Source organism: Erythrobacter sp. 'gip.4 top 5' (assembly GCF_056495765.1).
This window is the reverse complement of the sequence record NZ_CP200270.1, coordinates 107,257-124,139: the sequence shown is the minus strand read 5'-3', so window position 1 is coordinate 124,139 and position 16,883 is coordinate 107,257. Positions and strand designations below refer to the sequence as shown.

At 59.7% G+C, this 16,883-nt stretch carries 19 protein-coding genes, 1 tRNA gene and 1 pseudogene; 10 read left to right on the top strand and 11 right to left on the bottom strand.

What is annotated here, in order from left to right; translation table 11 throughout:
* The first annotated feature begins 48 nt into the window (after positions 1 to 48).
* The 4 genes from aguB (at position 49) to ACRANW_RS00675 (ending at position 2,180) form a co-directional block, all read left to right on the top strand.
* Positions 49 to 927, top strand: coding sequence for an N-carbamoylputrescine amidase (aguB, locus tag ACRANW_RS00690; protein ID WP_479432660.1), 879 nt, complete (start codon positions 49 to 51; stop codon positions 925 to 927).
* Positions 928 to 946: 19 nt separating this feature from the next.
* Positions 947 to 1,465, top strand: coding sequence for a 2-amino-4-hydroxy-6-hydroxymethyldihydropteridine diphosphokinase (folK, locus tag ACRANW_RS00685; RefSeq protein WP_479432659.1), 519 nt, complete (start codon positions 947 to 949; stop codon positions 1,463 to 1,465).
* A gap of 31 nt (positions 1,466 to 1,496) precedes the next feature.
* A tRNA-Lys gene (locus ACRANW_RS00680) sits at positions 1,497 to 1,572 on the top strand.
* A 401-nt stretch (positions 1,573 to 1,973) separates the two neighbouring features.
* Entirely contained in the window at positions 1,974 to 2,180 is a 207-nt protein-coding gene (locus tag ACRANW_RS00675) for a hypothetical protein (protein WP_479432658.1), read from the top strand.
* Here the strand turns inward: ACRANW_RS00675 and ACRANW_RS00670 are convergent.
* Positions 2,101 to 2,319 (bottom strand): annotated as a pseudogene (locus tag ACRANW_RS00670) (hypothetical protein); the annotation flags it as partial. The gene ACRANW_RS00675 and the pseudogene ACRANW_RS00670 overlap by 80 nt on opposite strands.
* Here ACRANW_RS00670 and ACRANW_RS00665 point away from each other — a divergent pair.
* Positions 2,307 to 3,032: a hypothetical protein gene (locus ACRANW_RS00665; RefSeq protein WP_479432657.1), complete on the top strand. Its 726-nt coding sequence runs from the start codon at positions 2,307 to 2,309 to the stop codon at positions 3,030 to 3,032. The pseudogene ACRANW_RS00670 and the gene ACRANW_RS00665 sit on opposite strands and share 13 nt — an antisense overlap.
* Here ACRANW_RS00665 and ACRANW_RS00660 read toward each other — a convergent pair.
* The 4 genes from ACRANW_RS00660 to ACRANW_RS00645 form a co-directional block, all read right to left on the bottom strand.
* Positions 3,016 to 4,398 (bottom strand): DUF6538 domain-containing protein, encoded by a 1,383-nt coding sequence (locus ACRANW_RS00660; protein WP_479432656.1) that lies wholly within the window; start codon positions 4,396 to 4,398, stop codon positions 3,016 to 3,018. The two genes, ACRANW_RS00665 and ACRANW_RS00660, sit on opposite strands and share 17 nt — an antisense overlap.
* Positions 4,399 to 4,886: 488 nt before the next feature.
* Positions 4,887 to 5,357 carry a hypothetical protein gene (locus tag ACRANW_RS00655; RefSeq protein WP_479432655.1) on the bottom strand — a complete coding sequence of 157 codons (471 nt, stop codon included), beginning with the start codon at positions 5,355 to 5,357 and terminating at the stop codon, positions 4,887 to 4,889.
* Entirely contained in the window at positions 5,347 to 6,675 is a 1,329-nt protein-coding gene (locus ACRANW_RS00650) for an APC family permease (protein ID WP_479433975.1), read from the bottom strand. Before ACRANW_RS00650 ends, ACRANW_RS00655 begins: the two co-directional genes overlap by 11 nt.
* Before the next feature lie 65 nt (positions 6,676 to 6,740).
* Positions 6,741 to 9,017: a copper-transporting P-type ATPase gene (locus ACRANW_RS00645; protein WP_479433974.1), complete on the bottom strand. Its 2,277-nt coding sequence runs from the start codon at positions 9,015 to 9,017 to the stop codon at positions 6,741 to 6,743.
* On the opposite strand from ACRANW_RS00645, the gene tnpA reads away from it, so the two are divergent.
* The 3 genes from tnpA to tnpC are packed head-to-tail and all read left to right on the top strand — an operon-like array spanning position 8,976 to position 11,333.
* On the top strand, positions 8,976 to 9,410 hold the full coding sequence (tnpA, locus tag ACRANW_RS00640; RefSeq protein WP_479431268.1) for an IS66-like element accessory protein TnpA: 435 nt from the start codon (positions 8,976 to 8,978) through the stop codon (positions 9,408 to 9,410). The two genes, ACRANW_RS00645 and tnpA, sit on opposite strands and share 42 nt — an antisense overlap.
* Positions 9,407 to 9,763, top strand: a complete 357-nt coding sequence (tnpB, locus tag ACRANW_RS00635; RefSeq protein WP_479431269.1) for an IS66 family insertion sequence element accessory protein TnpB — start codon at positions 9,407 to 9,409, stop codon at positions 9,761 to 9,763. The genes tnpA and tnpB overlap by 4 nt, the downstream gene beginning before the upstream one ends.
* 31 nt (positions 9,764 to 9,794) lie before the next feature.
* Positions 9,795 to 11,333: an IS66 family transposase gene (tnpC, locus tag ACRANW_RS00630; protein WP_479431270.1), complete on the top strand. Its 1,539-nt coding sequence runs from the start codon at positions 9,795 to 9,797 to the stop codon at positions 11,331 to 11,333.
* On the opposite strand, the gene ACRANW_RS00625 is transcribed toward tnpC, so the two are convergent.
* The 6 genes from ACRANW_RS00625 to ACRANW_RS00600 all read right to left on the bottom strand — a co-directional run bounded on the left by ACRANW_RS00625 (position 11,233) and on the right by ACRANW_RS00600 (position 13,783).
* Complete coding sequence (locus ACRANW_RS00625) at positions 11,233 to 11,499, bottom strand: heavy metal-binding domain-containing protein (protein WP_479433973.1); 267 nt, start codon at positions 11,497 to 11,499, stop codon at positions 11,233 to 11,235. The two genes, tnpC and ACRANW_RS00625, sit on opposite strands and share 101 nt — an antisense overlap.
* A 74-nt stretch (positions 11,500 to 11,573) precedes the next feature.
* Positions 11,574 to 11,792, bottom strand: a complete 219-nt coding sequence (locus ACRANW_RS00620; protein WP_479432654.1) for a hypothetical protein — start codon at positions 11,790 to 11,792, stop codon at positions 11,574 to 11,576.
* An 80-nt stretch (positions 11,793 to 11,872) separates the two neighbouring features.
* On the bottom strand, positions 11,873 to 12,253 hold the full coding sequence (locus ACRANW_RS00615; protein ID WP_479432653.1) for a hypothetical protein: 381 nt from the start codon (positions 12,251 to 12,253) through the stop codon (positions 11,873 to 11,875).
* Entirely contained in the window at positions 12,253 to 12,762 is a 510-nt protein-coding gene (locus ACRANW_RS00610; RefSeq protein WP_479432652.1) for a DUF305 domain-containing protein, read from the bottom strand. Before ACRANW_RS00610 ends, ACRANW_RS00615 begins: the two co-directional genes overlap by 1 nt.
* Positions 12,759 to 13,514 (bottom strand): MauE/DoxX family redox-associated membrane protein, encoded by a 756-nt coding sequence (locus ACRANW_RS00605; protein WP_479432651.1) that lies wholly within the window; start codon positions 13,512 to 13,514, stop codon positions 12,759 to 12,761. Before ACRANW_RS00605 ends, ACRANW_RS00610 begins: the two co-directional genes overlap by 4 nt.
* The gene (locus ACRANW_RS00600; RefSeq protein ID WP_479432650.1) at positions 13,511 to 13,783 is read right to left on the bottom strand and encodes a metal-sensitive transcriptional regulator; all 273 of its coding nucleotides are present in this window, start codon (positions 13,781 to 13,783) and stop codon (positions 13,511 to 13,513) included. Before ACRANW_RS00600 ends, ACRANW_RS00605 begins: the two co-directional genes overlap by 4 nt.
* A 70-nt stretch (positions 13,784 to 13,853) precedes the next feature.
* On the opposite strand from ACRANW_RS00600, the gene ACRANW_RS00595 reads away from it, so the two are divergent.
* Together ACRANW_RS00595 and ACRANW_RS00590 are read left to right on the top strand one after the other, a co-directional pair.
* Complete coding sequence (locus ACRANW_RS00595) at positions 13,854 to 15,731, top strand: copper resistance system multicopper oxidase (RefSeq protein WP_479432649.1); 1,878 nt, start codon at positions 13,854 to 13,856, stop codon at positions 15,729 to 15,731.
* Between the two features lie 5 nt (positions 15,732 to 15,736).
* The gene (locus ACRANW_RS00590) at positions 15,737 to 16,855 is read left to right on the top strand and encodes a copper resistance protein B (protein WP_479433972.1); all 1,119 of its coding nucleotides are present in this window, start codon (positions 15,737 to 15,739) and stop codon (positions 16,853 to 16,855) included.
* Positions 16,856 to 16,883: the final 28 nt, after the last annotated feature.

The window sequence follows — 16,883 nt, the reverse complement described above, 5'->3', positions numbered from 1 at the left end:
AGCCGTTCGGTGTTCCACCGGACGCGAAACCGCTGTAGGGGCGGCGGCATGAGTGCAATCACTGTCGCCGCCCTTCAGCTTGCCTTGGCTTCGGAGGATGAAGCCACCAATATCGCCGCCGTTGCGGCGCTGGTCGAGGACGCTGCTGCGCAAGGCGCGCAGCTGATCCTCCCGCCCGAGCTGTTCTCCGGCCCCTATTTCTGCCGCGAAGAGGACGAGGCACTGTTTGCGCTCGCCCGGCCCACTGCGCAGCACCCCAGCGTGATCGCAATGCAGGCGCTCGCGGCGCGGTTGAAGGTGACGATCCCGACCAGCTTTTTTGAGCGCGACGGGCATCACTATTACAATACGCTCGCGATGATCGGCCCGAGCGGTGCTGTGCAAGGCACCTATCGCAAAAGCCACATTCCCGATGGGCCGGGGTATGAGGAAAAGTACTATTTCCGCCCCGGCAATGATGGCTTCAAGGTGTGGGATGTTCCGGGCGAGGGCGGCGCACTCGTTCGTGTCGGCGTCGGCATCTGCTGGGACCAGTGGTATCCTGAATGTGCGCGGGTGATGGCGCTGATGGGGGCAGAGCTGCTGCTGTATCCCACCGCGATCGGTTCCGAGCCCTATGACGCTGATCTCGATACCAGCCGGATGTGGCGGCGCGCCATGCTGGGCCATGCGGTGTCGAATTGTATGCCGGTGGTGGCCGCGAATCGCATCGGTCACGAAGGTCCGGCGGACCGCGCACAATCCTTCTACGGCCATTCCTTCATCACCGACGAGTGGGGCGATTATCTGGCCGAATACGGCGCGGGGGAGACAGGCGTGCTGACCGCGCGGCTCGATCTCGCGCAGGCGGCCAGGCACCGCGCCGGGATGGGTTTTTTCCGTGACCGTCGCCCGCAGCTTTATGGCCGGATCGCCCAAGACATCTAATGGGGCATATCTGACGCACGTGAGCAGCACCTATCTTATCGCGGTGGGCAGCAATCGGCGGCACCATCTCTATGGCCCACCGCAAGACGTGGTGCTGGCGGCAATGGAGGAATGCGCCGCTTTTGGCACGGTCACGGCCCGCGCGCCTGTGATCGCGACTCCGCCCATGGGCGCGGCGCGGCGGCGCTTTGCCAATGCGGCGCTGGTGCTGGATAGCGAACTTTCGCCCACGGCTCTGCTGGCCGCGCTCAAGCACACTGAGCGCGCCTTCGGGCGGCGGCGAGGCCAGCGCTGGGGTGACCGCGTGCTCGATCTCGATGTGGTGCTGTGGAGCGGCGGTGCGTGGCGCAGCCGGGGCCGGGGCCCGAGCCGGGGCCGTTCGGGTGACCTCACAATTCCGCATCCGGCCTTCGCGCAGCGGCGCTTTGTTCTGGCCCCGGCTGTGGTCATCGCCCCCGATTGGCGTGCAGGGCCACACGGATTGACGATTTCGCAAGCGTATGCCCGCTTGACCCGCAGCCGCCCCCTGCCTAGGTGAGCGCCCTTCGCGCTGCGGCGCGACATCCGGTGGACCCGTAGCTCAGTTGGTAGAGCAACGGACTTTTAATCTGTAGGTCTCGGGTTCGAGCCCCGACGGGTCCACCACTTTCGATGCTTCAGCGCTAGCAAACCCTTGCACCTGCATAAATTCCCGTAAATTCCTGCACAATTGTCATCTATCGTCGGCATGGCCCGATTGGGATGTGCATCAATAAGGGTGTAATCTCCCCGCGAGGCCGGAGGAGCATCGCTGCTCGCACGGCTTTTTGAGCGGAGTCGCTTGCCTACATCGTAAAACCGAAGCCGCTTGAGTCGGAAAGGCTTGTGAGGGCGCGAGCACATATCCCCTTACCGCAAGGCACCTGAATCTTTGGTCATTGTGAATTTGGCCAGCAGGTTAATCTTTGGTCCCGTACAGCGCCGGATTGCGTTGCTGCGTTCCTCGTCAGGCGAATCGCAGCGATCCTACTGAGTGCGGGATCCGAAACCGCGTTGCCTTTGCATTCATGACGGAGGCACGCCTCGACGATCTGCATGATCTTGTCGCGATCAGTGTAGTGTGCGCCAAGCTGGCTGCGCTTGTCCGGGTCCAGCCCGCGCTCGAACAGCGTTCCGAGGATCGAAGGGTCAATCTCAGACCAGTCGAGCGCCGCAGCCGCGATCAGATTGTCGATGTCTGCGCGGTCGAGCGGCAGGGCGCTGCGCCATCTTGACCCGCTCATCCCAGTACTGGCCCCGGTTGTAGGTGCCGCGAATGGCGTTGCTGTCGCCATGTGCTAGCGCACGTTCAATGGCATCCGGATGCCATAGTCCGCATTCGTTGAGCAGGGTCGAAGCCGTTGAACGGAATCCGCAGTTACGAACTGGACATAAACGAGTCCAAGACGCTCATAACATCCGAGCAATTCCAATTCTCAGACGTATGGCCGAGCGACATTTCGACGCGCATCGAGTTCGCGGTTAATTCGCCATCGAAACGGGTGCCTGACCGTTTGCGTGCAGCACTTGAATACGCCTTCTCATTAGCGACGAAAGATGGTGACGATGGCATTCTGAAATACACGCTGCGATATCTCGATCGCTCAGAGCTTGCGGATGAGCACTGGGAACATATCGAGCCCTTCTTGAAAAGGGCTGCCGTGCATTTCGGCCACACAGTGGACTATGTGGCGCGCATTGTTGTGTGGCGTCATCTTGCTCGTCGCGATCTAGAAATCGCCGAGTGGACTCCGATCATGGTCAATCTCCTGCTACGGCATGGAAGACTCGGAAATGACGGGGAGGTTTGCTGGGCGCTCTATGTCGCCCTCCGACTTAGAATCCCTGTTCCATTAGAAGTTGCCCAGTCCATTGTTACGAACTGCGGCGCACTTTCAACGGTTTCATTGCTATCAATGGCCGAGTTCGGACTCGTGGACGCTTCGATCTTTTCGTTCGCGGAAAACGCTATCATCACAGAAACAGCGTCTGGTGCCTACCCAACCTTGAGAAGGCTCTCCTTCAACGTCAACGCTCTACTCCACGGCTTTGCCGACACGTTCGAGACCATCAGCCCTTATCAATGATATGGGACAGATCGATCTTCGCAAAGCTCAACTTAGTGATCGCATTGTAAAGGGAACCCACTCGATGACCGCCCCCGTAGTTCTCGGAAGCGATGCTTGAGTTTCTACCGGTCGCCCATCCGCCAAGGACCATCGCAATGTCGTGGTCAATCTGCGCTGCGCGCAACTCGTCGCGAAAATTGTGTCGGAAGGAGTGAAAGCTCGTTCGTGGCTGGTAGGCGTCACACGATCTTATGAACTGCGTGAACCACTTAGAAAATGCGACTGCCCGCTTTCCCCGGGGACCGGGGTCGATGTCAGGAAAAAGCTTCACCCGTTTTGCCCGTCGATGAGCCTCAACATAGGCTAAAATGCCGCATGCGAGGAGGGACGGATGCAAGGGAATTAGCCTCTCACTTGCGCCTGTCTTCAAGCTCTTATCCGTTTCTCCAACGAGCGATGTCTCACTGACGACGAAACACAGGACACCCTCAATTTCGCGTATGTCAGTGGTGTCCAATTGGCAAATTTCATTCAATCTCATGCCAGTATGCAAGGCAATCAGTGGAACCCAAAAGCGGGCATTTCTCGGATGCTCTCTTCCGGGCTTCGCATATCCTCGCTCTCCGTCTTGGCAGCCCCGATAGAGCGGCGCGTTGAAGATTGCCTGCAACTGCTCAGCGCTGAATGGATGGCGCTTGTCCTTCTTCGCTACCATGTCGGGGAGGCGGAGCCCTCGGATCGGATTGCGAGCGATCAGTTCCTCATTGATCGCCCAGTTCAGGAAGCTTGAGAAGTTCGCGAGGTGAGCGTTCGCATTGGCGGCGCTGATCAATTCGATATCCTTCCCCTGCCGCCCCAGTTCTGAGGCAGCCCTGAGGCTGAGCTTCGGGAAGCGCTTGGACACATTGCGAGGCATGAAGCGGAGCGCGTCGAGGTAATCGCGGCATTGCGCGCGCGACAGCGCCTCCATCTCGATTTCGCCCCCGATGATGCCGACCGCGAACTTGCGCGTAGTGTCGTAGGCTTGTCGGGTGCTGGGCGACCAATGGTGGGTCGGATCGTCCATGTAGCGGGCGTATGCCTGCTCAAGCGAAAGAGGTGGAGGCGCGGCGCTCCCGTGAGCCTCAAGTCTGGAAGGCAGCAATGTTGCCCTCAGATCGTCCCCAGACGGTCTCAAGATCGTCTCATCGACGGTCAAACCTGCATCATGCCGAACGCGTTCAAACTCAGATTCCAGCGCAGCAGTCATCAGCGGCAGACGCCGCAGCGCCATCTGCAAACTGTCGGTCTTGAGAGATCGCCACACTTCCGCTCGTCCAATGATCGGCTGAACATCGGTCGGGACATGGCGTCGCAGGTAGAAGCGGTTGCCCCGAAGCATCATACCTCTGGGTAGCAAACCGTGACTGAAACCGTAGCAGCCGCGCGGACTGTTTCTGTCAATATCTCTGAGACTTATGTCCGAACTCTGGGCACCAAACCGTAGCAGTGAACCGTAGCAAACACGATCCGAAGACCGTGCTTGAGACGATTTTGTGTTTGTTTTGAGTGCGTTGGTGCCCAGAAGAGGCATCGAATTGAACTATTTTCTAGTCTATATATCAACAGGTTACGTGATGTGGAATTTGATCAAGCCCGCAGGAAGGCCCAAAATAGCATTTAACGCATTGGTTTGATGCCTTTTTAGGGACTCGAAACTTCGAAAAGGTCTGTGACAACAATCGCGAGATTCATACGAGTTGGTTGGCATTATCACCTCGCATCCACTTGTGCATGTTTGAGGATCAGACGGCAAACTCTGCAAGCAAAAGCCCGCAAATCTCTGGCCTTTAGGAAGTTGTCTGAAATTGAGAGATTTAGGTCGTCAATCTCCTAATCCGCTTGCGAGGCCGACCTGCTGTGCACCGCCGATCGCTCTGCTAGTTTCATCGTTACCAATGGCACAACGATCCACATGGCCAACGGCACCAGCCCTACGCCCAATATCAAGGGCATTGTGTCATCGTATTGCCAGCCCCAATCGCTGCGTAGCGCGAAGTGTTCCACGACTATCGTAATCGACAGCCCGGTGCCTAAATATGCTGTGAATGGTCGCGCGCGCGTATCTCGAAGCCACATCCGATCAGCGGTTGCAATTGCCGCGATCCAGTAGGCAAATACCATTATTCCGGCATCACCCACCGAATCAATGCCGCAGATTTTTGTAACTTTCCAAGCCGACAGTTGATCCATTGCATAGAACGGCATCTGGAACATTTCCCAAGCGAACGAAACAAGAAAGCCGTGAATAGCGATCCATGTTTCGGGTTTATCGAGTCGTTGGAACAGGGGCTCAGTGATCATGCGGCCCCTTCTTCGCTGAGCCATGGGCAGCAGTTTTCGCCCCTTGTTCTGAAGTACCTTCCTGACGCGAAAGGAATATCCATTCCCCCACGAACACGATCGCGATCCCGGCCACTGCGTAGAGCACGATCATCGGATCTGTGCGGAGCTTCATAGTTGTAAATGCAATCAGAATAACGCCGTCGGCGGCCAGTGCGGCGAGCAGGACGGATGCTCTTGCTCCAACTTCGCGCCGCAATGTCCGAAAGACGCCCCAGTGCACGAGCATATCCATAACCAGGTAAAAAAACGCACCAAGCGATGCGATACGCGACAAGTCGAACAGGACTGCAAGCGCCCCTGCAATGACGACTGTGTAGATCAGCATATGACTGCGGATGCCGCCGCTCATCCCGAAGTGGCTGTGCGGGATCATCTTCATCTCGGTCAGCATCGTCAGCATGCGCGAAACGGCGAAAACGCTGGCAATTATCCCGGAAGCCGTCGCCGCCAACGCGATGATAATGGTGAAGTAGAATCCGATCTGGCCGAGTGCGGGTTCGGCGGCGGCCGCCAATGAATAATCTCGCGCCTCTACGATCTGGCCGATGGACAAGCTTGAGCCAACTGCCAGCGCGACCAGCAGGTAAGTGACCACGCAAATGCCGATCGAGATGATGATCGTCCGCCCGACGTTGCGATGTGGATGGACGATCTCGCCGCCACTGTTGGTAATGGTCGTAAAGCCTTTGAAGGCGAGGATTGAGAAGGCCACTGAAGCAAGGAATGCCTCGCCGCTCGTCAGCGAGAGGTCTTCGGCAAACGCTCCGGAGGAAAAGCCGCTTGCCCAGATTGCAGCGACAGCAAAAAGGGCAATCCCGCCAATTTTGATCGCCGACATGATCAGGGAAAAACCGCTCACAGTCCGATTGCCCGAGGCATTCACGAAATAGGCGAATACAATGAGGGCCAGCGCTAGTGCGGATACCAGTAAACCATTCCCCTCCTGATCGAACGGGCGAAGCGCATAGGTTGCGAACGTTCTTGCCACCAGACTTTCGCTGATCACCATCGATAGGGCCATGAGCAGCGACGCAGACGCTGCGACAACTCCGGGCCCGTATGCCTTCTGCAAGATCATCGCGATGCCGCCAGAAGACGGCCAGGCATTCGACATCTTGATATAGCTATAGGCGGCCAACGAGGTGACCACCCCGCCGACAACAAACGAGAGCGGAAACAGTGGGCCTGCGAGTTCGGCAATCTGTCCCGTTAACGCAAAAATTCCCGCCCCGATCATCACGCCGGTACCCATCGCGAGGGCTCCGGTAAGACTTATCGTCGCCGCACCGTCATCCTTGCCATCATTCGCATGTTTGCTGTACTCGCCACCTTTCTGTTCGCTCACAGTTTTGCGGTCCGCAGCCGGAGCGAATTGAGCACGACGGAGATTGAGGACGCGCTCATAGCGAATGCCGCAAACATCGGGCTGATCAGGATGCCGAAAAACGGATAGAGAAAACCAGCTGCGACGGGGACCCCGGCCGCGTTATAGATTAGCGCGAAGAACAGGTTCTGACGGATGTTGCCCATGGTTGCCTGTGCTAGGCGGCGAGCGCGCACGATACCGTCAAGATTGCCACCTACCAGTGTAATTCCAGCGCTTTCGATTGCTACATCTGCCCCGGTGCCCATCGCGATCCCGACATCGGCTTGCGCAAGCGCTGGCGCATCGTTCACGCCGTCTCCAGCCATCGCAACTTTCGCGCCCGCTTCTTGAAGTTCGCGGATTATGCGGGCCTTGTCTTCGGGCAGAACATCGGCGCGAATTTCGTCGATGCCAAGCCGCGCTGCGACCGCTTTGGCCGTCCGTTCATTGTCACCGGTTGCCATGATGATGCGCAGGCCCAGAGCGTGCAGTTGGTTTAGCGCGGCAGGGGTGGTTTCTTTCACAGGATCTGCCACCGCGACGAGACCAGCGATGGCGCCATCGACGACCACGAACATCACCGTCTCGCCTTCGTCGCGTCTAGCGTTTGCCTTCTGCGTCAACGCAGTTGCTTCAAGGCCCATGTCATTGATCAGTGCAAGGTTACCTAGCGCAACGGACCTGCCTTCGACGGTGCCTTTCACCCCTTTGCCGGTTATGGCCTCGAAGTCGCTGGCACTCTCCATCGCCACACCGCGTTCCTCCGCACCGCGCACTATTGCTTCGGCCAGCGGGTGTTCCGAGCCGCGTTCGAGCGAGGCTGCAAGATGCAGTACCTCTGCTTCGTCATGCCCTTCCTCGGGCATCACGGCGACCAACCGGGGCTTGCCCTCGGTCAGCGTGCCGGTCTTGTCCACGATCAGCGTATCGATCGTCTCGAAGCGCTCGAGAGCCTCCGCGTTCTTGATCAGCACACCAGCCTGCGCGCCGCGCCCGGTAGCGGTCATGATCGACATCGGCGTGGCGAGGCCCAATGCGCAGGGACAGGCAATAATTAGCACTGACACTGCCGCGATCAGGGCATAGGCGAACGCAGGAGCAGGTCCCCAGATTGCCCAGGCGATAAAGGCCAGCACCGCGATGCCGATCACCGCCGGAACGAACCAGCCCGCAACCTTGTCGGCATATTTCTGAATCGGCGCGCGCGAGCGTTGAGCGTTCGCGACCATCTCGACGATTTGCGCCAGCATCGTGTCCGAACCGACGCGGGTTGCCTCCATCACCAGACTGCCGGTGCCGTTGATGGTGGCACCGGTAACGTGATCGCCAGCGACTTTCTCAACCGGGACGGGTTCACCCGAGACCATGCTTTCATCAATGGAAGACCGTCCATCAAGTACGGTGCCATCGACCGGAACCTTGTCACCGGGCCGGACGCGCAGGTGGTCGCCCACCTGGACGTCCTCCAGCTCAATTTCGTCTTCAGTGCCATCGGGCCGGATGACGCTCGCGGTCTTCGCCGCAAGGTCGAGCAGCGCGCGGATGGCCTTGCCGGTGCCTTCACGGGCGCGCAGCTCCATAACCTGGCCCAGCAGGACCAGTGTGACGATGACTGCAGCAGCTTCGAAATAGACTGCGACATTACCTTCTGCATCGCGAAAACCGTCAGGGAAGATGCCCGGAACCAGCACAGCGACAATGCTGAACAGCCACGCCGCCATGACCCCCATCCCGATGAGCGAGAACATGTTGAGGTTCATCGTCCGGAAGGAATTCCAGCCGCGGACGAGGAACGGCCAGCCGCACCACAGGACCACCGGCGTGCCCAGCGCGAACTCGATCCAAAGGGTCGCTCGTTCGCCGAATATTTCGCGCAGACCGCCAAGACCCAGCATCGGCCCCATGGTCAGAATCAGCAAAGGTATCGTGAGGATAGCGCCGACCCAGAACCGCCGGGTAAAGTCGACCAGCTCCGGATTGGGGCCATCCTCCACCATACTCGCGGATTCCAGCTCCAGCCCCATGCCGCAGATGGGGCATGATCCCATTTTGGTTTGGCGCACCTGTGGATGCATCGGGCAGGTATAGACCGTGCCAGTGAAGCCCTCAGGAACATGATCGTAGCGTAAGCGCTGTCCCGAGCCCACCTTGCGCGGTTGATGTGAAGCGCCGAGTTTCTGCACCCTGATATTGGGTGAGGCGCTGCTCCTATGATAATCTCTGGTGATGATCCTGTGAGCAAGGGCGCTCAGCGGTTCGAGGTATTCACTGGCGCCGGCAAGCGCCGCGACTGGTCCGACGCGGAGAAGGCTTCGATCATTGCGGAGTGCTGGCCTGGCGGCGAGCCGGTCACTGCAGTTGCTCGCAGGCACGCAGTGGATCCTTCCCAGATATACGGATGGCGCAAAGCGCTGATCAGGCGGTGCAGGGATCACGGTGTGGCTGTTTCAGTTGCCTTGGAACGGCAAGACCCTGCATTCGTGCCGGCGGTGATCGCGCCTGACCCTGTCAGACCACGTCGACGTCGGCGGGCCGAGCCCGCGGCGATCGAGCTGGAGATCGGCGGCGTGCTGGTCAGGGTCGGCAGCAGCGCTGATGCAGATACGATCGCCGCGGTAATCACCGCCCTTCGAGCATCACGATGATCGGCCCGGCGCCCGGCGCGAAGGTGATGGTGGCAACGCGTCCTGTGGATTTCCGCAAGGGAGCAGACTCGCTCGCCGCGCTGGTGGCAGCAGAGTATGGCGGCAAGCCCTATTCCGGCGTGATCTATGTCTTCCGCGCCAAGCGCGCGGACCGGATCAAGCTCGTCTGGTGGGACGGAACAGGCCTATGCCTGATGGCCAAGAGGCTAGAGCAAGGTGCTTTCAAGTGGCCCCGGATCCAGGAGGGCGTGATGCGGCTGACTGCGGCGCAACTGGGCGCATTACTCGAGGGTCTGGACTGGCGCAGAGTGCACGGCGGACGCCGCCCGATCGCACCCCAGATTGCTGCTTGACGGGGTGCACCGAGCCTGATTCAACCTGCATATGCTGATGGAAGCCGACCTTCCCGATGACGTTGATGCGCTGCGTGCGCTCGTCCTCGAACAGGCCCGCGCATTGGCCGATCTCAGCGATGCCAAGGGCAAGGCCGATGCCCGGATCGAACGGCTGCAGGCGATCATCGAAGCGTTCCAGCGGCACCGGTTCGGCCGCAAGTCTGAGCAGTTCGATCCTGATCAGTTCGAGCTGGCGCTGGAGGATATCGAGACCGCGCTGGGCAGCGCGCAGGCTGCGCGTGATGCCGCAGTGCCCAAGTCCAAGGGCGAACGCCCGCGCAAGACCAACCGCGGATCGCTGCCCGCCCATCTTGAGCGGATCGAGCATATCGTCGATGTCGAAGATAAGGCTTGCCCGTGCTGCGGCGGCGCGCTCCACCAGATCGGCGAGGATGTGGTTGAACGCCTCGATGTCGTCCCCACCACCTTCCGCGTGCTGGTCACCCGCCGTCCGCGCTATGGCTGCCGTTCGTGCGAGAGCGCGGTCGTGCAGGCTCCAGCGCCAGCACGGATCGTCGAAGGCGGCATCCCCACCGAAGCGTTGATCGCGCAAGTGCTGGTGTCCAAGTATGCCGATCACCTGCCGCTCTACCGGCAGGCGCAGATCTATGCCCGGCAGGGCATCCAGCTAGACCGTTCCACCCTTGCAGACTGGACCGGACGGGCGGCGTGGTATTTGCGGCCCATCCGCGATCACATCCTTGAGCGATTGCGACGATCCGAGCGATTATTCGCCGACGAGACCACCGCGCCCGTGCTCGAGCCGGGGCGCAAGAAGACCAAGACCGGCCAGATCTGGGCCTATGCCTGCGATGATCGGCCATGGGGCGGCGCTGACCCGCCGATGGTTGCCTATGTCTATGCCGCCGATCGCAAGGCTGAGCGAGCGCAAGCGCATCTCCGGGGCTTCGCAGGCATCCTGCAGGTCGATGGCTATGGCGCCTACACCGCGCTTGCCCGGCGTCATCAACAGATCCGCCTCGCCTTCTGCTGGGCGCACGTGCGCCGCAAGTTCTATGAGCTGGCCGAGAGCTCGCCCGTGGCCGCCGACGTGCTGCGCCACATTGCTTCCCTCTACGCCATCGAAGACGATATCCGCGGGCTACCTGCTGACGAACGTCGCGACGTCCGCGATCAGCGCAGCCGTCCGATCATCGACGACCTGCACAGGTTCCTCGAAGCACGCGGTCGGCAGGTCAGCGCCAAGGCGAAGCTCGGCGAAGCGATCAGCTACGCCCTCAAACGCTGGGATGGGCTGACACGCTTCCTCGACGATGGCCGCATCGATCTCGACAACAACGTCGTCGAGCGCGCCATCCGCCCGCTGGCTCTCAACCGCAAGAACGCGCTGTTCGCCGGCTCCGACGAGGGCGGCGACAACTGGGCGGTGATCGCCACGCTGATCGAAAACTGCAAACTCACCGGCATCAACCCGCACACCTGGCTGACCGCAACGCTAACCAGCCTCGCCAATGGTCATCCCGCATCGCGCATCGAAGAGCTCCTGCCGCACGCTCACGTGGGCTGAAAACACCGCTTACATCGTAGCGGCCATCGCTTGGTTGGTGTTCATTCTGGCCATGCGAAGCGTGGCATTCGGTATGCGTGCCGCTTTGCTGGCCGTCGTCCGGTATCAGATGCATGCCGCATTCCGGGCAGTCACCCGGCTCGTCCTGTCGGACTTCCTGATGCATGGGGCAAATATAGCCACTCATGACGAATCTCCACGACCGAAGAAGCGATAGAGCGGAACGATCAATCCCGCGATTTACCAGCCATAGAGAAAGCTACCGACTGCGCCTGCGATGAAGCCGGGCCATGTCAGCCACTCAAACCCCGGCAGCAGAGGAGCCCATGCCTCATGCATGTGGAAGCGTTCGGGCATCAGCAGGCCGAACGCAATACAGACAAGAAAGCTGAGCAGAATGAAAACGCTGAGTGTCCATCCCCAGCGGATAATTTGGCGACCAATTGTTAGATTTTGCATGTCTTTCTCCCTTGGTGCAGCTGGTGTCTGGGTGCGACCACAGGGCTGCTCCTGCGGGGATGAGCACAGGCTCTGTGGTATCAGTCCGTGCGAAACCGTTCCGCGCGTTCAACCAAGTCAGTTATGTGATCGGCCGCATGAATGGTCAGCGGATGCTGGGTATAACCTGGCCGAGGTGCAATGAGAGCGGCCATGTCGCGCGCCATTTGGCGCTGCTGCTCCGATCCCTCTGCCAGAACAGCGATCATAAGATTTTCAAGCGCGATGACCCGGATATGCAGATGAACCAGTTCAGTGTTGGTCATTTCAGGGACGGCATCCGCAGCAACCTCAGCGATAGAGGCAATCGCGCCCCCTTCATTGTCCCATCTAGACAGCGCACGCTGGCGAATTTCGGACATTTCCTCAGACAAGTCCTTGTGCGGATCAGCCTCGGTCTGACTTTTGCTGCCCTTTGCCATCAATTTTCCGTTTCCATGCTTTGCACTGGCACTGCCGGCAAAATGGGGGCATCCGACGCAATCGGCTGTGCCTCAAGATCGGCGATCAGCCGCTTCATTTCCGAAATTTCCCTGACCTGCGCCTTGATGATGTCATCCGCCAAAGCACGGACGCGTGGATCGCGGATGTTCGCTCGCTCGCTGGTCATGATCGCGATCGAGTGATGCGGGATCATCGCGCGCATGTAGCTGACGTCGTCGACAGTCTCCTGGCTCCGCACGAGGTAGAGCGAGCCAGCGAAAACGAGAATCGATGCCCCGACAATTGTCAGCTTCGCCGATTTCCCGTCATACATCTTCCACATGAAGGCGAGCATGATAATCGCCATCACGGCGCCCATATAGATGGCCATCCAGGTGCGCGTCTGACTGTAGAAGATATGGTCGAGCGCATAAGTGTTGAGATACATCAGGCCGAACATCACGATTGTCGAGGTCGCGATCATCGCCAGAAAGCGGGTGTAAGTCATGGCATTTCTCCCATAGGTGCCAACAGCATCCACAGGGCCATCGCCACCATCATAACGTTTTCCGTCAACGAGATGACGCCGAGCGGCACGCGGCTGTTCCCGCCGACGCAGGCGCACTTGATCTCTCGCTTCTGCACATAGACCGCGTAGAACACGGACGCCGCGCCGATACCGCCGATGAACAGCGCGACCGGGATCGACAGCCAGTCGAACGCGCGCGCCAGCATGAGCACGCCCGCCAACCCTTCAGCGAAGGGGTAGATATAAGCATAGGGGAGCCAGCGCTGCGCGAGCAGATCGTAGCCGAGGAACATCGTAGCGAAGGATTCGACGTCTTGCAGTTTTTGGATCGCCAGGATGCACATTGATATCGCGATGAACCATTCGCCGCTGCGCACGGTCAGCAGCGCGCCCGTTGTCGCCCAGCTTCCGGCCAGCGCCATTAGCACCGCCATGGCGAAAATTGCCATCACCGGGCGGTAGCTGACAGCGTCGGGGTCACGCACCGGTTTGCCAAAATGGCGGCGCAGATCGTCATGACCGCCGATGCGCTTGCCATTGATGAAGGTCTGCGGAGTGGTCTTGACGCCATGCTCGGCTTTGAAGGCGTTGGTCTCTTCGCGCGTCGTCAGCATGTGATCGTCAACGCTGTAGCCTAAGCTTTCAAGCAGGTATTTGCTCTTCAGCCCATAGGGACAGACATGCTTGTCAGTCACCATGCGGTAGAGAGTTGCGGTCTTACCTGCGGTCATCGTTTGACCTTTTCGAACAGGTCGATCAACTCATTGAACTTCACACGCTGCTCTGTAGTATCACCCGATGCGATTGCTTCGGACACGCAGCAAGCCGCGTGATCCTTCAGAATCTCGCTCTCCGCTTTTGAGAGTGCAGCTTTCACGGCCTGCACCTGATGCAGGATATCGATGCAGTAACGCTCGTCGGTGACCATTTGGCTTACACCCCGAACCTGGCCTTCGATGCGCTTCAGTCGGTTGAGAATGGCAGTATTGTCTTTCGTCATCGTTTCCCTCTTATGCCTTGCAATACCCTAAGGGGGTATAGTATCAGCTTACCAAAGGATGAGCAAGACAATGACCAATCAAGTTTCGCGAAGGGCTCTTCTGGGCGGTTTGGGTGTGGGTGCGTCCATGATGGCAATTCCCGCTTGGGCGCAAGGCCATAGCGTCCACGGCGGTAGTCACGGACGCGGGGGTCCCTTGATCCCGGCTGGCTTCGGCGAGCTTAGAGGGGACGTCATCGATCTGATTGTTGGCAGCGGCCACCGGATTGTCGAGGGTCGGCGAGGCCCCGGCATTGCCGTGAACGGCAGCGTGCCGGGTCCTCTCATCCGCCTGCGTGAGGGTCAGAATGTCCGCCTGAACGTCACCAATCATCTTAGTGCGGACACTTCTATTCACTGGCACGGTCTGCTCTTGCCGTTTCAGATGGATGGTGTGCCGGGCATCAGCTTTCCGGGCATCAAACCAGCCGAGACATTCGTCTATGAGTTTCCAATCCGGCAGGCTGGCACCTACTGGTACCACAGCCATTCGGGTCTTCAGGAGCAGTCGGGTCATTATGGTCCGATGATCATCGATCCGGCGGGCGCGGAGCCTGTCGCCTATGACCGCGACTATATCCTGCTTTTGAGCGACTTCACCACACACGATCCGCATTTCATCATGAACCGTCTGCGCACCGGTGAAGGTTATTTCAACCGCCAGCAAAACAGCTGGACCGACGACTATCCGATGTCCGGTGAAGAGCGCCGGATGTGGGCGCAAATGCGGATGATGCCCACCGACATCATGGACATCGGATCGCCAACCTACACCTTCCTCGCCAATGGCCGCGGGCCGACCGAGGGTATGGAATATCTCTTCCGCGCCGGTGAGCGTATCCGGCTGCGGATTATCAACGGGTCAGCGCAGAGCTTCTTCAACGTTCGGATTCCCGGCCTGCCAATGACGGTTATCGCCGCCGACGGACAGAATGTCCGGCCCGTCGAGGTTGACGAGTTCCAGATCGGCACCGCCGAGACCTATGACGTGATCGTCACGGCGGGCGACGCAGAGGCCTATTCGATTGTCGGCGAATCCATGGACCGATCAGGCATGGCGCTCGCGACGCTGGCGAGCCGTCCGGGCGCTCGGGCGGGCGTGCCAGCGCTGCGTGATCCGCCACTGCTGACGATGGGTGATATGGGCATGAACCACGGCTCCGGGGGTACGGACCATAGCGGCATGGACCATGGCGGATCTGGCGATGGCGCTGCGGCGGGCGGCGTTGCTGGAGCGGCGGCCATGGATCACTCGGCCATGGGCCATACCCCGCCTGCTGCGCCAGCACCTGCGGCCGATGACGCAATGGCCGGAATGGCGATGGGCGGCATGAGCATGGAGGGCATGAGCATGCGAGATACGTCGCTGTTACCGCCCGATGTCGCGATTGGCCCGGGCGTCGACATGGTATCGATGGCACCGGTCGACAAAATGGGCGATCCGGGCCTTGGGCTGCGCGATGTGCCGCACCGGGTGCTAAACTACCGCATGCTCTCCGCCCTCGAGCCCAATATCGTCACGCGCGAGCCGTCACGGCTGCTTGAACTGCACCTCACCGGCAATATGGAACGCTATATGTGGTCGTTCGACGGTCGGATGTATTCGGCCGTCAGCGATGTGCCGATCCGTTTTGCCTGGAACGAGCGGGTTCGGGTAAAACTCATCAACAACACGATGATGGCGCACCCCATCCATTTGCACGGCATGTTCTTCGAGCTGGTGAATGGCGAAACCGCTGCGCATCAACCGCGCAAGAATGTCGTCATCGTTCAACCGGGCGCCAGTGCGCAGTTCGACCTGACCGCCAATGAGCCCGGAGACTGGGCCTTCCACTGCCATTTGATGTATCACATGCATGGCGGCATGATGCAGACCGTGACCGTGGTCGGCCCGGAGGCAGCGTCGTGAACGGGATGGCTACTATCGCGCTGACGATGATTGCCGCTTCTGCGCTGACCACCCCGGCTTTGGCACAGAGCCATGACGACCACGCAGGACATGAGGGGCATGCGATGCCCACATCAACGCCTGCGCCCGTCAGCCCGTCCCCCGATGCTCCAACGCAGGCCGATCCGCATGCGGGCCACGCTATGCCTGCACCGACTGAAACTGCGTCAGTTTCGCAAGACGCTATGGACGGCATGGATCATTCGGCGATGGACCACAGCACGATGGACCACAGCACGATGGACCACAGCACGATGGATCATGGCGCGATGGATCATGGCGCAATGGACCACGGCGATGGGACAGCCTCCGCTTCACCTTCCGTTTCACCTGGGCCCACAATGGAAACCCCGCCGCCGCCCGAGGCGGGCAGCGGTCCGCCGCGTGCAGCCGATGCGATCTGGGGCGCTGATGCCATGCGGGCGTCACGGCGTGAAGCGCAGCAGACCCACGGCGATTTCCCGGTTTTCTGGTTTCAGGCCGACCGCGCAGAAGTTCAGGCGCGTGATGGGGCCGATGGCTTTCTGTGGGACGTACAAGGCTATTACGGCGGGACGACAGACCGGTTCTGGTTCAAGAGCGAAGGTGAAGGCAGTTTTGGCGAAGCGATTGAGGATGCGGAGTTTCAGGCCCTCTATTCACATGCCATTGCGCCCTTCTGGGACCTGCAGGTCGGTGTGCGGCAGGACGTTGCCGGCCCTGACACCACCCATGCGGTAATCGGTGTCCAAGGGTTGGCGCCCTATATGTTCGAGATCGATGCCGCGCTGTTCGCCTCGCACCGCGGCGACATCACCGCGCGGATCGAAGCCGAACTTGATCAGCGTATTACACAGAGATTGATCCTGCAGCCTCGCGGTGAAATCAGTCTGTCGGCGCAAGACGTGGCTGAACTCGGCATTGGAGCGGGTATCGACAAGGTCGAGGTAGGCCTGCGACTACGCTACGAAATCATTCGCGAATTCGCGCCCTATGTCGGCATCGAGCAGAGCTGGCGCGTCGGCGGCAGCGCCGATTTCGCGCGGTTGCGGGGCGAAGATCCCAGCGTGACAAATTACGTCGTCGGTATTCGCTTCTGGTTCTGAAATATTCACTCCATCCCCCAAAGGACAC